The organism is Duganella aquatilis (genome assembly GCF_009674565.1).
GTDB lineage: Bacteria > Pseudomonadota > Gammaproteobacteria > Burkholderiales > Burkholderiaceae_D > Rugamonas > Rugamonas aquatilis.
The window spans coordinates 236,841-249,984 of sequence record NZ_WKJL01000001.1; the positions used below are offsets into that span (position 1 = coordinate 236,841).

11 protein-coding genes are annotated in these 13,144 nt (G+C 64.8%); 3 read left to right on the top strand and 8 right to left on the bottom strand.

The window, feature by feature from the left end; translation table 11 throughout:
• Positions 1–49: 49 nt before the first annotated feature.
• The 4 genes from kefC to GJ698_RS01090 form a co-directional block, all read right to left on the bottom strand.
• Positions 50–1,867, bottom strand: a complete 1,818-nt coding sequence (gene kefC / locus GJ698_RS01075) for a glutathione-regulated potassium-efflux system protein KefC (RefSeq protein WP_154355737.1) — start codon at positions 1,865–1,867, stop codon at positions 50–52.
• Positions 1,868–1,947: 80 nt separating this feature from the next.
• Positions 1,948–3,336 carry a Dyp-type peroxidase gene (locus GJ698_RS01080; RefSeq protein WP_154355738.1) on the bottom strand — a complete coding sequence of 463 codons (1,389 nt, stop codon included), beginning with the start codon at positions 3,334–3,336 and terminating at the stop codon, positions 1,948–1,950.
• Positions 3,336–4,034: a hypothetical protein gene (locus tag GJ698_RS01085; RefSeq protein ID WP_154355739.1), complete on the bottom strand. Its 699-nt coding sequence runs from the start codon at positions 4,032–4,034 to the stop codon at positions 3,336–3,338. Before GJ698_RS01085 ends, GJ698_RS01080 begins: the two co-directional genes overlap by 1 nt.
• A 9-nt stretch (positions 4,035–4,043) precedes the next feature.
• The gene (locus GJ698_RS01090) at positions 4,044–5,129 is read right to left on the bottom strand and encodes a catalase family protein (protein ID WP_208023746.1); all 1,086 of its coding nucleotides are present in this window, start codon (positions 5,127–5,129) and stop codon (positions 4,044–4,046) included.
• 155 nt (positions 5,130–5,284) lie between these two features.
• On the opposite strand from GJ698_RS01090, the gene GJ698_RS01095 reads away from it, so the two are divergent.
• From GJ698_RS01095 to GJ698_RS01105, 3 genes are all read left to right on the top strand, one after another.
• Positions 5,285–5,458, top strand: a complete 174-nt coding sequence (locus GJ698_RS01095; protein ID WP_154355740.1) for a hypothetical protein — start codon at positions 5,285–5,287, stop codon at positions 5,456–5,458.
• The gene (locus tag GJ698_RS01100) at positions 5,455–6,405 is read left to right on the top strand and encodes an alpha/beta hydrolase (RefSeq protein ID WP_154355741.1); all 951 of its coding nucleotides are present in this window, start codon (positions 5,455–5,457) and stop codon (positions 6,403–6,405) included. Before GJ698_RS01095 ends, GJ698_RS01100 begins: the two co-directional genes overlap by 4 nt.
• A gap of 91 nt (positions 6,406–6,496) precedes the next feature.
• A complete protein-coding gene (locus GJ698_RS01105) occupies positions 6,497–6,772 on the top strand; it encodes a DUF6447 family protein (protein ID WP_154355742.1) in 276 nt (91 codons plus the stop codon).
• Positions 6,773–6,783: 11 nt separating this feature from the next.
• Here GJ698_RS01105 and GJ698_RS01110 read toward each other — a convergent pair whose 3' ends face one another.
• From GJ698_RS01110 to GJ698_RS01125, 4 genes are all read right to left on the bottom strand, one after another.
• Positions 6,784–7,404 (bottom strand): DUF2459 domain-containing protein, encoded by a 621-nt coding sequence (locus tag GJ698_RS01110; RefSeq protein ID WP_166454769.1) that lies wholly within the window; start codon positions 7,402–7,404, stop codon positions 6,784–6,786.
• A gap of 123 nt (positions 7,405–7,527) precedes the next feature.
• Positions 7,528–8,232: an acid phosphatase gene (locus GJ698_RS01115; protein WP_154355744.1), complete on the bottom strand. Its 705-nt coding sequence runs from the start codon at positions 8,230–8,232 to the stop codon at positions 7,528–7,530.
• A 17-nt stretch (positions 8,233–8,249) separates the two neighbouring features.
• On the bottom strand, positions 8,250–10,457 hold the full coding sequence (locus GJ698_RS01120; protein ID WP_154355745.1) for a TonB-dependent receptor: 2,208 nt from the start codon (positions 10,455–10,457) through the stop codon (positions 8,250–8,252).
• Positions 10,458–10,640: 183 nt separating this feature from the next.
• Entirely contained in the window at positions 10,641–13,118 is a 2,478-nt protein-coding gene (locus tag GJ698_RS01125) for a TonB-dependent siderophore receptor (RefSeq protein WP_154355746.1), read from the bottom strand.
• Positions 13,119–13,144 lie beyond the last annotated feature (26 nt).

A 13,144-nucleotide genomic window follows, 5' to 3' on the forward strand; every position in this document is an offset into this window, starting at 1 on the left:
ATAGCCAGCATGGCGGCATCGGGAAATTGGCATTGGGAGAGGTTGCTTCCTATACCCTTTGGGGATCCTCCGGCGCGGCTTCTCCCGCGTGGTTGAAGGCGGCGGCGTCGCCGGTGAACATTTCTTCCAGTTCCAGCCGGCCTTTTCGGGTCATCGAGATGATGGTGTCCTGATCCTGCTGGTGCGGATAGACTTCCATCAGCATCTTCAGGTTGTGGGTGCGGAACAGGCTGGCCGCCTGCTGCGCGCGTTCGGCCGGGAATCCCAGCTGCTGCAGCACGCTGGCGCCCAGCTGCAGGGCCGCCTCGAAGGTTTCGCGCTCGATCAGCGTCACGCCGCGGTCCAGCAGGTCGTAGTAGTGGCTGACGTTGCGCGCCCGCGCCAGGATGGTCAGCGACGGCAGGCGCTCGCGCACCGCATCCACCAGCGCCAGGCTGGCGTCGACGTCGTCGATCGCCACCACCAGCGCGCTGGCCTTGCCGATGCCGGCCGCCTCCAGCAGGTCGATGCGGGTGGCGTCGCCGTAAAACACTTCGTAGCCGAACTTGCGCAGCAGTTCGATCTGGTCCGGATCGTGGTCCAGCACCGTCACGCCGATGCGGTTGGCGGCCAGCAGGCGGCCGACGATCTGGCCAAAACGGCCGAAGCCGGCGATGATCACCGGATTTTCGACCTCGATGGCGTCCGGCGCGCGCTTCTTCTTGGCGGTGCGCAGGCCCGGCGCCACCAGCTTGTCGTAGGCCAGCAACAGCAGCGGCGTGGCCACCATCGACAGCGTCACCACCATCACCAGCATGGCCGACACGTCCGCCGGCAGCACCTTGGCGTCCGCCGCCGCGCCGAACACCACGAAGGCGAACTCGCCGCCCTGCGACATCAGCAGCGCAAAGAACAGGCGCTGGCCGGGTGGAATGTCGAACCAGCGGCTCATGCCGTACAGCAGGCCGCCTTTGACGAGGATCAGCGCGCAGGCCAGTGCCGGCACCAGCAGCGGATGGTCGCGCAGCACGCCGAAATCGGCCGACATGCCGACCGCCATGAAGAACAGGCCCAGCAGCAGTCCCTTGAACGGCTCCAGGTCGCTCACCAGCTGGTGGCGGTACTCCGAGTCGGCCAGCAGCACGCCAGCGGCGAAGGTGCCGAGCGCCAGCGACAGGCCGACCCACTCCATCAAAAGGCAGATGCCGATCACCAGCAACAGCGCAAATGCGGTGAACAGCTCGCGCAGACCGGTGCGGGCGATGAAGCGCATCACCGGATTGACCAGGCAGCGGCCCACCGCGATCAGCGTCAGCAGCACGGCCACCAGCTTGGCGGCGCGCTGCCAGCCGGCGCCGCTGGACTCGGACGCCACGCCGGCCAGCAGTGGCACCAGCGCGATCATCGGAATCGCGGCGATGTCCTGCAGCAGCAGGATGGAGAAGCTGGCGGAACCTGCCGGGCTGGGCATCAGTTTGCGCTCGCCCAGCGTGGCCAGCACGATGGCGGTGGACGACAGCGACAGCCCGAGGCCGGCGACGATGGCGACCTTGGTATCGATGCCGAAGGCCAGCGCCAGCGCGGCCAGCACCGCGCTCACCACCAGCACCTGGGCGCCGCCCCAGCCGAAAATCGGCCGCCGCAGCGACCACAGTTTTTTCGGTTCCAGTTCCAGGCCGATCAGGAACAGCATCAGCACCACGCCGAATTCGGAGATGCTCAAGACGTCTTCGACATTGCCGATCAGCGACAGGCCCCAGGGGCCGATCAGGGCGCCGGCCATCAGGTAGCCGAGCACGGCGCCCATGCCGATGCGCTTGGCCAGCGGCACCAGCAGAACCGCCGCCGCCAGATAAAACACCATGTGTAGCAGAATGCCGTGGGCCATAAGCGGGTCCGTGTTGATTGTGGATGAAGCCGACAAGCGGCTCCCGCATTGTAGCCCAGCCTTGCGCGTACTTCAGTGCATCATTCGGAAGAGGGCGCGGCGATATCCCGCTCGGCGGCGATCCAGCGCAGTGCGCTCAGTGACGGCATGAACAGGTATTCGCCGCCGCGCAGCTGGTTGAAGGTGGTGACGCCGTCGATGCGGCGGCGCACCGGCGTTTCCGGAATCGTGAAGCTGCCCGGCGTTTCGTGCAGGCCCACCATCGGATCGCGTTCGGTGGCCAGGTCGATGAAGTTGCCGCGGTTGATCCATTCCTGCTGGAAGAATTCGATGGTGTCGTAGGCGCGCGCGCTGATGAAGATGAAGTAGATGCCGCGCTCGCCCTGGTCGTCGCTGGCCGTCAGCTCGCGCCGCCATTTCGGTCCGAACGTCGAGGAGCGGCGGATGATGCGGTGGATGTTGACGTCGGTGAGGATGGTCAGCTGGCTGTCGCGGGGATTGAGGCGGCGCATGTGCGCTGCGTGCGGGCACATCAGGCCGCGCGGATCTTTCGAGAAATCGAAATCGTTGTTGCGCCTGGGATCGGCGCCGAGCTCCGGATCATCGTGTTCCGGCGCCAGCGTCAACGGCGCGCCACTGCGCCAGCGGCCGACCAGTTTGGCCGCCAACAAGTCCTGGGCAGCTTCGTCCTGCGCCTGGCTGCGGATGAAGTCGTTGAAGGCGCCGGCCTGGCTTTCGTATTTGCGCAACACCACGAAGGAACCGTTGCGGCCCAGTTCTGGCGGATCGGGCATCGCCACCGGCGCGCCGGTTTCGCTGTTTTCGCCGAGGATGAATTCGCCGGCCGCAATCGAACGCTCCTGGCCCGGCAGCGGCGCGACGCCGCTGCCGGCGATGGCCGGTTGCGAAATCGAGTCGCGGAAGCCGAAGGGATTCCTGGCCTCCTCGTCCGCGCCAAAAACGTGTTTGCCGACCAGCGTGACGCCGTGCGAGCGTTCCAGTTCGCCCATGGCTTTATTGATCGCTACGTCGAGCGCGGCTTCGTCGCGGGCGTAAATGGTGAGCGCGATGTGGCAGGCGCCCGGCTGGAATGCGTCGTCCCAGTGTTCCGGCGCGTTGCTGCCGACATCGCGCAGCTGCTCGGCGCGCTGCGCCATGCCTTGCTGGAACGGCAGCGGGAAGCTGGACAGCGAGGCTTCCGGCACGCCCAGCGCCTTCAGTCCCTGGAAGCTCAGCGCCATGCCCATCCAGGCGTCGCGGTCGTCGGTCCAGCCGGCGGCGGAGGGAGTGTGGTCGGCCATGCGGCGGATCAGGTCGCGTCCGCCGGCAGCATCGTCGATGTGCAGCATCGCGTGGATGCCGACATAGGGCTCCGGCCGTGCGCGCAGGATCAATGCCTGGATATCGTCCAGCGCCAGCGTCACGTGTTCGCGCACGAAGCGCGCCTTGAGGTCGGTGAGGAAGGTCATCAGTAATCCACTCCCTGCGGTTGCGCCAGGGCTGCGCTGAGTGTGTCGAGCGCCTTGCGCGTGGCTTCGTCCTGCGGCGGGTGGGCGGACATCTCGTCAAGAAAGGCGGTCAGCGCCTTGTCCATGCGCTGGAAGCGGCGCGTGTCCACCACCGTCACCTGCGGATTGGCGACGAACCAGCCGGCCGCGTCGATCTGGTGGCCGGCGATGAAGTCCTTCACCGCCGGGCTGTCGATGCCGGGCCAGCCTTCGATGTTGGTGAACAGCAGATCCATCAGTTCGGGAATCTTGGTGGCGAAGTCGTTGATGTAGCTGTCCCAGTCGCCGTCGTAGGTGGTGGCGAACAGGATGCGCGTGTCGTTGTCGAAGAACACGAAGCGCATGTCGTGCAGCGTGGAGACACGCTGCGCGCCGTCCATATTGCCGTTGGTCAGATCGAAGATGCGGCGCAGGCGTTCGGCGCCGCCCGGCTTCAGCGGCGCGATCGCTGTCAGTTCCGAGACATTGCCGGACTGCTTGCCGACGCGGCCGGCGGAGTTGGCCGTGCCTTTGAGGTCGGGATTGTGCTTGCGGACCAATGCTTCCAGCGCGATTTTGGCGAGGTGCGGCGCATCGTGGGCGACCGCGTCGATTTTGCGGCGGATCGCTTCCAGGCTGGTTTCGTCGGCCAGGCGTGGGTCGGGAGTGTGGTCGGTCATGGCGGTCCTTTAATCGGGGATGTCGGAGGATTGGGATGGCTCGACCCGCGGCTGCGCGTTCATGCTGTGGCGGAAGGCGGTCGAGCGCTCGTAGGCGGCGCGGCGGATGCGCATGATGCCGCCCAGCGGCTGGTGCGCGGTGACGCCGTTCCACGGGTTGAACGACAGGACGTCGTCGCCGTAGACCTGGCGCGCCGGATGCGCGGTCGATTGCGGCGCGAAACGCAGCGTGGCAAGTGGGCGGTGCGGTGACAGTTCTTCCGGCCAGGTGATGGCGGCGTCTTCCACCGGCATGCGCGAAAGGTCGGTACAGAGTTGTGCGGTCAGCGTGTATTCCGCGCCTTGCCGGGCGAAGTGGTCGCTGATCACGTCGCGCAAGGTGGCGTAGCCGACGTCGTCAACCGGTTGGCCGGTGAGGCGGCGCACGCTGTCCGAACTCGGTTGCAGCGCCAGCTTGGCGATGTAGTCGCCGAAGCGGATGGCCGCTTGCGTGTGGTAGGTCTCGCCCAGCGGATGATGGTTGTCGCGCGCCAGACCTTCCAGCGTGGCGCCCGGCGTGCCGCCCAGGCTTTCCAGCACCTGCTTCGCGCCGTGCGCGGTGCCGGCCACCAGGCGCTGGAAGGTGTCCGGCGCGTGGGAATTGGCTTCCAGCAGCGTCAGCATGCGCTTGTACATGGGGATGGTGCCGAAGGCGAGGGCGGGGAAGTTCACCATCAGGAAATCCTGGTTGTTGCCGCCGATTTCAGGCGCCAGCCGTTCGCCGTCGACACCGATAATCTTCAGCGCGAAGCCGCGCGCCGCCGGGATCTTGTCGGAGTGGATGTCGCTGGGCGCGGACGACAGGCGGGCCACCACCTGGTAGGTGCCGGGCCGGGCGAAGACGCCCTGGCGCAGTTCCGCCGGCAGGTCGTCGTGGATGGTGAGTTCGCCCTTGAGCAGGCCGTTGGACTTGGCGTGCGCGTCGCGGATGGCGTGGCGGTGACGTTCAAACGCGCAGCGCGACGACGCCGCCATTTGTTCAACGATTTCCGTGATCAGCGCGCTTTCTTCGGCGTCGATGACTTCGATATCTGGAGTGTAGGGCAGGGGCGTCAAAATATTCCTCGGGTGATAAATAAACGAACGATGGTGCTTTTTTGTTTTATTAAATTACCATTCTTTCGTTTTCACCAGCGGACGATTGCCGGGACTGTGTGCAGTCGCACAATGTCTCCAAAGCATTTATGCGATAGTTCGTCATGGATATTAAAATGACACCCCGTTCGGATGCGCAACAGGCATCCATCATCCGCGAAGGCCTGGAGTGGTCGCGCACCTACGGCCAGCGCAGCGCTGCCGCTTTTCTGTTGTTCCGCAAGGTGCCGCGCGCCGTGGTTGAGCGCATTCTGACCGCCGCCTGCCGTCGGGAAGACCAGGCGCCATGACCCTGGCGCTGGACAGCGCAACGCTGGCAGAAGCGCGCAGCTTCAACCGCAAGCTGCACTGGGCGCCGCGCTTCAAGATCGACAACTGCGTCATCCCGCTAGTGATCCAGTCGCTGCTGCGGCTATCGCAGTTTGGCGCCGACGGCAAGCTGGCGCGTGACGGCATTCGCGTCACCCGGCGCACGGCAAGGTCGGATGGGTTGGACGTGCCGGTGCGCATTCTGCGCGGCGCGGCGCCCGCACGTGGCGTGGTGCTGGATTTTCACGGTGGCGGCTGGGCCATCGGCAATGCGGCGATGAACGACCAGCTCAACGCCCGCATGATCGCCGCCTGCGACGTGGCGGTGGTGTCGGTGGACTACAGGCTCGCTCCCGCCGCGCCGCTGGCTGCCATCATGGACGACTGCCTGGCGGCCGCACGCTGGCTACTGGAAGGCGGGCTGCCCGAATATGACGGTCTGCCGCTCTACATCCTTGGCGAATCCGCCGGCGGCCACCTGGCGGCGGCCACGCTGCTGCAGCTCAAGGACTGGCCCGATCTGCTGCGCCGCATAACCGGCGCCATCATGTATTACGGCGTTTACGACCTGGCCGGCACGCCCAGTGTGCGCCAGGCCGGCGCCGACACGCTGGTGCTGCACGGCCCCAGCATGCTCGACTCGCTGCGCCTTCTCACGCCCGGCCTGACCGACGAGCAGCGCCGACAATCGCCTCAATCGCCGCTGTATGGTGACCTGTCCGGCATGCCGCCCGCGCTGATGTTCGCCGGCGAGCGCGATCCGCTGCGCGACGACACGCTGCTGATGGCCGAACGCTGGCGCACCGTCACCGAGGTGGAATGCCATGTGCTGCCCGAAGCGCCCCACGGTTTCATCCGCTTTCCGACCCGTATGGCGGCACAGGTCCGCCAGCGCGCGTATGCATGGATACGCGCGCGCCAAAACTAGCCGCCCGGCATTCCTTGTTGCGACGCTGGCAACGAGCGCATACAATTGTGGCCGTTGTCATTTCAATGCCCGTATTCGAACAAGGAAAATAATGAGTCTGCCGCAATATATTACGATCAATGGAACCTCCTACGCCGCCGATAAGCTGAGCGAAACCGCAAAAATCCAGGCGGCCAACGTGCAGGTGGTGGATGCCGAACTGGCGCGTCTGCAACAGCAAATCGCCATCGCCCAGACGGCGCGCAACGCCTATGTGTCGGCGCTGATCGAATCGGTGAAGGGCGCCAAGAGCGAAGCCGCCGCAGCGGAAGCGCCAAAGAAGCCACGCGCACCGCGCAAGCCTAAAGCAGCCGCCGCAGCAAAATAAGCGCCGTGGTTTCAGTCAGCCTGCGGCCTGGTTCGCGGGCTGGCCGCATGTTCTTTTTGTAACGCCGAGATACGCACAGCCTGATCGAACACGCTGCTTGCCGTCAGATTAAAGCCGGAAATCGGCATCTCCGCCGCCTTCAACGCTCCCGCCAACCAGGAATTACAGTTGCTGAACAAGCTGTAACTGCCGGTCGCCTGGTAAAACCGGTCGGGATTGTCCGCCTGCTTGCCCAGATAGACAGGCTTGCCGTCCGGGCCGGCCGCAATGCTGCGGTCGATATACGCCACCAGTTGCTGATAGCCGCGCTCCGTGATTGCCAGCGGAATGCTGTCGCGCGCCTCCACGCCCAGCGGCGGATTGGTGTCCCGGCCGCCGACCTGCAGGGCCGGATAATCGGACGCAACCAGCGCCTTCACCGCCTTGGACCAGGGCGGATGCGCGGCGACGAAATACTCGCCGTCGCCCCAGCCCACCAGCAGATATTTATGATCGTGAAAATCGGCGCCCAGCTTGCTGCTGCGCGCCAGCATGGATGGACCGTCGAGCAGCAGCGCCGTATGCCAGCCGTAGCGCACCAGGTGCAATGTGTGCGGCGCCGGTTCCGCCAGCAGGTCCGCCCGGCTTGGCATGCCCGCGCAACCGGTTAGCAATACAAAAGACGCAAGGATGACAAGCTGCTGGACGACCGATCTCATTTCACTCCGGGGATGGTGGCGGAAGGCCGCACATTCTACAACACCATCCCGGCCCGCTTACTCCGCTGCCGGCAGGTTCAGCTGGCGACGCAGTTCCACCTTGGCGGCGGCCAGTTCGGCCTGGTACTGCGGATTGGTTTCCATCACCGCGTGGGTGGTGTAAGCCAGCAGCTTGGAGGCGGCGATATCGCTTGGATAATGCACGCCGCATACCAGGCGGTTATGGGCGTAGGCGTCGGCGCGGGCCAGGATGGCGTCGCGCTGTTCCGGCACCATTTCCACCAGCGTCAGCGCAGCCAGGTAGCCGGCCGTGGCGTGACCGCTTGGATACGAGTCGTCGATGGTCTTGGTCTTGCAGATCGCTTTCAGGCTCTTGTCGAGGTTGTACGGGCGGATGCGCTTGAAGGTCTGCTTGGCCGGATTGGCGTTGATGCCCTCATCGTGCTTGACGCGTTTGCCGAAGGCGGTGGTCAGCGGCAGCGCAGCCGGATCGAACTTTTCGCCCAGTACGGTCTTGTAGATGTACAGCGATTCTTCCACGTCGTCGGCCTTGGCCTGCGCTTCTTCGGCGCTGGTGCGGGTCGACTGGATGCGGTGCAGTTCGGCCAGCTCGGCCTTGGTGATGTCGGAGTCGGCCGCTGGTGGCGTGTGCAGGATCAGTTGCGCATGGGTCTGCGCCGGACCGGCAAAGATCGGATCGGCGGCAAAAGCCGGCTGCGTCAGCGCGGCGCCAAGGGACAGCAGGAGGATGGAATATTTCATGATGACGGCTTTCAGGTTTAGAAATCGATGGTCAGGGTGGCCGATACGCTGCGCTCAGGCAGCACGGTCAGCAGGTCGGCCGGCGATGGCGCGGCGCTGGAGCTGGTCTTGGTGCCGGCGGCGGCAACGTCGACGATGCTGTGACGGTTGAACAGGTTGTTGACGCCGAGTTGCAGTTTCGCCAGCTTGGCGAACGACATCGGATTTTTCAGGCGGTAGTTGACGAACAGGTTGGCCAGCGTCACCGGATCGATGCCGAAGGCTTCGTGGGTGGAGCCGTTGTCCGCATATACCTTGCCGACGCGCTTGACGAACAGGCCGCCGTTCCAGCCGGCGTGCTGGTAGTTCAGCGACAGCGTCTCGGTATCGGCCGGGGCGCCGGCGACCCATTTGCCGGTGTCGTACTTGGTGGTGCCGACGGTGGCGTTGGCGTATACGCTGAAGCCGTTGCCCAGCATGACCGTGCCTTCGGCTTCGACGCCCTGGCTGATCTCCTTGCCGTTCAAGAAGTACACCGGCTCACCGGTCACCGGATCCGGCGAGGACGAGTACGGGCTGTCGAGGCGGATGCGGTAGACGTCGGCCGAGAGGTTCCATTTGTCCGACTGCCAGACCGTGCCGGCCTGGGTGGTGGTGGACTTGGTGGCCTTCGGCAGCGTGCTCACCTTGGCGCCCAGCGCATCGAACACGCCGGTCGACGGAATCTGGTCGCCGCGCGCGATCTGCGCATAGGCGGTCCAGGTCGGTGCGATCTGATAGTGAATGTCCAGCGACGGCAGCGTGTCGGTGTACTTGACGCTGTTGTCGATGAAAGGTGCGCCACCGGTGATGACGCCGGTGGTCTTGTTGTACACGCCGCCCAGCGGGCCGACCGCGCCGCCGTTGTCCTGCAGGTGGCGGAAGTCCTGCTTGTACGAGGCGTACTTGACGCCCGGCGTGATGCTCAGCGCCGGCGTCACGTGGAATTCGTACTCGACGTAAGGCTGGACGGTGGTGGTCTGGTAGGTCTCGCTGAAGTTCGGCGCGGCCTGGTCGACCCAGGTGCGTGGATCGCTCGGGATCTGGTAGCGGAAGCTCTTCGCGTAGTCATACCAGAGGCCGGTACGCAGCACGCCCAGCGAGGACTCCTGGCTCAGACGCAGCAAATTGCCCTTGGTCAGGTAGGAGTTCAGCTTGTCGACTGCGCTGCTGGAGCTGATGACGGTGGTGCTGTTGTTGTAGTTCTGCTTGTTCCAGTAGCGGTAGACATAGGCCTTGTCTTCCAGCTTCCAGCCGCCGCCCAGGTTGGACGTTACGCCGAGGTAGTTGAAGGCGGTGGAGATATCGTAGAAGTTGAAGCCCCAGTAGTTGCCCTTGGTCGGATCGCCGCTCAGCAGGGTGTTGTAGTTGCCTTGCTCGACGTTGGCGCGGGTCACGCCTTTGATGGCCGGCGTGTTGTTGGTCAGGTTCAGCCACGACGAGAACAGCGTGATGGCGGTGTTGTCGCTCAACTGGTAGCGGTACTTGAGCGAAGCGGCGTCGCGCTTCTGCTTGTTGTAGGTCTGGTAGCCGTCGGATTTCATTTCCTGCGCGTTGATCAGCAGGTTGGAGCTGCCGTTCGGGCCGAACTGGCCGGTCGCGTGTTCCAGGCCGACCAGCTTGGTGTTCCAGGTGCCGTAGGAACCGGTGGCGCTGGTGCGCTGCGTGTTGTCGAGGTCGCGCGACAGCAGGTTGATCGAACCGCCGTAGGTGGCCTGGCCGATGGTGGCTGCCGAGCCGGGGCTGCGGTCGATCACCGCGCCGCCGGTGAACTGGCTCGGGAAGAAGACCCAAGCGTGGTGGCTGACGCCGTTGGTGTCGTTGAACGGAATGCCGTCGAAGGCGATCACGCTGTTGCCGTCGGACAGGCCGCGCATGGTGGTCTTGTTGTCGCCGAGACCGACGCCGTTGGAACTGTAGCTGAACATGCCGGGCGCCATTTGCAGCACCTGGCTGTAGTCGGCCACCGGCGAGGTGAAGTCGCGCACGAACTGGTCGCTGACTTCCGACAGCGCCGAGCGCGCGTCGAGCGATCCCTTGGATGGTGCGCTGGACGACGCGGTGTTCAGCGTCGACTTGATCTCGACCGTCTGCGTGGGGCCGGCCGGTGCGTCGGCGGCGTCGTCGGCAGCGTGTGCGTAGACGGTTTGCAGCAAGCCGGCCAGCAGCGTCAGCGCGAACCTTGGGGGAATCGAAAAACTGTACATAAAGCGTCCTTTGCCTGGGGATGAAAAGCAGCAGAGGTTAGTGACGCTTTATGTCGTCTACATGACAAGCTTGCAAACGGAAAGGCGACTGTGGTTTTTTGATTTCAAACCCAAATCGCCCGCGTTTTTTAATGTTGGCTTAACTGTTGACGCGGCATGCTGGCGCGGCTACAGGAGTCTGCTTTAGTATTGTCCACGCAGCGTCAGCATCACGCCGCGCGGCGCGCCGTAGTAGTAACCGGGGCCGTACTCGCGGATCTTTTCGTAGTAGACCTTGTCCAGCAGATTGGTCACGTTCAGCTGCGCGCTGAGCTTGGGGCTGACGCGGTACGACACCAGGCCGGACACCAGCGTGTAGCCGCCCTGGCGCGCAAACGCCGTGCCGCTCTGGCTGGTGATCTCGCTTTGCAGGTTGATGCCGCCGCCGACCGACCACTGGTTCAACTCGCCCGGCAGCGTGTAGTTGGTGAACAGCCGCACCAGATGCTTGGGCGTGGTGGTGCGCAGTGCCTTGCCGGTGTTGCTGGCGGTGTCGCGCACGTACTTGGTGTTGTTCAGCGTGTAGCCGGCCGAGATTTTCCAGTTCGACGTCAGCTGGCCTGACACCTCGGCCTCGAAACCGCGGCTGCGCTGCTCGCCGCCGGCGATCTGGCAATAGCCGTTGGTGTAGTCGGGCGGGCAGGGATTCGGTGAACTGAGGTCGTCGATCGCCTTGCCATTCTGTTCCAGCTGGAAGATCGCCAGCGCGGTGTTCAGCTTCTTGTTGAAGAATTCGCCCTTGACGCCCAGTTCGATGTTGCGGCCGGTGATCGGCGCCAGCGCCTGGCCGCCGACGGCAAAGGCCCGCTGCGGCGTGAACACGTCGGCATAGCTGCCATACAGGCTGAGGTTGTCGTTGAGCGCGTACAGCGCCGCCACATACGGCGTCAGCTCGGCATCCACGCTGTAAGCGCCGACGCCGCCGGACGGCTTGTAATCCCACCAGCTCATGCGCGCGCCGACTATGACGGTGAGCGGATCGGTCACGCTGAAGCGCACCGTGCTGTAGACGCCTTGCTGCTCGGTCAGGTTCTTGACGTAGGTGCCGGTGAAGGCGGGACCGGCCGGCATCGCCACGTCGTATGGATCCCAGGTGTAGGGATCAAGGCCGGTCATCGACGGCAGGCCGCTGGTGGTGGTGCAGGAGCCGGCCACCGGCTGGGCGTAGTCGCGGCTGCCGTTGGCGCCGACCACCAGTTCGTGCTTGCGGCCCAGCAGCTCGAACGGGCCGCTGGCGTAGATGTCCCAGCTGCTTTGCTCGGCAGTGTAGTCCTTTTCGCCGCAGCGGCTGATCTGGTAATTGATCTTGCCGGGATTGGTGGTGCTGCGCGAGATCAGCGTCTGCACATAGCCGTTGACGCCGTTCAGGCGTTTCATCTTGATGAAGTTGAAGCTGGCCTTGGCGGTCCAGCCGTTGTCGAAATCGTGTTCCAGCGAGGTGAAGGCTTGCTGGTTTTCGCGGTCCCAGTGGTTCTCGGACGAGCCGAGGTAGGTGTCGCGCGGGAAGTCCATCGGGCTGCCGTCGACGTTGGCCAGCAGGTTGCCCCAGGCGCCGTTGGTTTTCAGCTGCGAGAATTCCAGTCCGGCGATCAGGCGCGTGTTGTGCGCCAGGTCGGCTTCCAGCACGCCGTACAGCAGGCCCTTGTCCGAATAGCGGGCTTTCTGGAAGTGGTGGCGCTTGTCCTCGACCGCCACCACGCGGCCGCGCAGCGAACCGGATTCATTCAGCGGACCGGAGATGTCGCCCTCGGCGCGGTAGGTGTCCCAGCTGCCGACGGTGGCGGCGCCGGCCGCATAAAACTGCCCGGTCGGACGCTTGCGCACCAGGTTGACGGCGCCCGACGGGCTGCCGGCGCCGCGCATCAGGCCGGCCGCACCGCGCAGCACTTCGGCGTGGTCCATGGTCGCCATGTCGGGCTGGATGTAGAAGCCGTTGCCGCTGCCGGGCGTGATGGCGGCCGTGCCGTCGAACTGTACGTTGGTGATTTCCTGGCCGCGTGCGTAATAGCTGACGCGCTCCGAATCGGTGTTGAACACTTCGATGCCGGGCGTGCTGCGCAGCACGTCGTTGAGGTCGGACAGGCCCTGGTCTTCAATCTGCTGGCGTGAAATGACCGTCAGGCTGTGCGGCGTTTCGCGCGGCGAGGCGTTGACCTTGCCGATCGACAGGGCGCGCGCGTTGTAGGCGCCGGTGCCTTCGCTGATGTTGTCGCGGGTGGCGGTGATCACTACCGCCGACATGGTCTGATCGGCGCCGCCGACGGCCGCCGCCGGGCGCAGCGCGTATTCGCCGTTGCCGCCGCGGACCGCTTCCAGGCCGCTGCCGGCCAGCAGCGTGGCCAGGCCGGCCGGGATGTCAAAGCTGCCTTGCAGGCCGCGGCTGGTCTTGCCTTCGGCCAGCTCGGTGCTGCCGGCCAGGAAAATGCCGGATTCGCCGACAAAGCGCGTCAGCACGGTTTTCAGCGGGCCGGCGGGAATCTGGTACTGGCGCACTGTCTGTGCCGGCGTTTGCGCCTGCGCGGCATGCAGCGGCGTCAGTACGAGGCCGGCCAGCGCCATGCGCAGGGTGAGCACGGCCAGACGTGGCGTGGGGCGGTTGGAGTGGAGCGATTGCTTGGACATGTATTCTCTCGGACAGTGATGGATGT